At 69.5% G+C, this 709-nt stretch carries 1 pseudogene; it reads left to right on the top strand.

Going from position 1 to position 709, the window contains the following annotated elements:
- Window positions 1-185 precede the first annotated feature (185 nt).
- Window positions 186-709: pseudogene (locus tag ACNPM4_RS18535) on the top strand (hypothetical protein); the annotation flags it as partial.

Raw genomic sequence — 709 nt, 5'->3', positions numbered from 1 at the left:
CTGCTGACCCCCATCAGCCGGACCCGGGACGTTGTGTGTCGTCGCGCTCCCTCCCCCTAGAGATACGCGCGACGACACGTAACATAATACATGTCGCATTTCGTGAAGCTGTACGTAGGCCGAGATCCGGCGCGCGACTCGCGGTCGAGTTCGCGAGGATCCGTTCGATCGGCGACGATGGGAGCATGCTCTGGCCCTTCGGATCGACGTGGCGTCCGGTGCGGCAGAAGCAGCGCGACACCCTGGACCTGCAATGGCTGACCGCCCGGACCTGGACCCGACGCTGGTACCCGCAGGGCATCGACCTCGGCGAGTGGCGGAGTCGACGCACCGTGGCGGTGAGCTGGTTCCGGCAACAGCTCGACGGCGTGCATCTCGCCTCCCGCGTGACGTTCGTCGACCTCGAGCGCTCCCGCCATCTCGACGTGCTGCTCGCCGTCCCCGGCAACGACGGCGAACTGCAGCCGGCACCGATCCACGCCGGTGGACTCGCCTGGTTCGACGACCGACTCTTCGTCGCGGCGACCGGTCGCGGAATCTGGGAGTTCGACCTCGCAGACGTGCGGACGGTCCGCGGCGCCGCCGCTCAGCGCATCGCCGGCGGGCGACCTCGGCGCGGTCGCACCACGGCGCTCGTCGCCGTGCGCACGCACGTGCACCCGGTCGCGCTGCGCTGCTCGTACCTGGGTCGGGTGTTCGACGAGGACGG

Source organism: Microbacterium umsixpiens (genome assembly GCF_053543675.1).
This window is presented reverse-complemented; position numbering and strand designations above follow the sequence as displayed.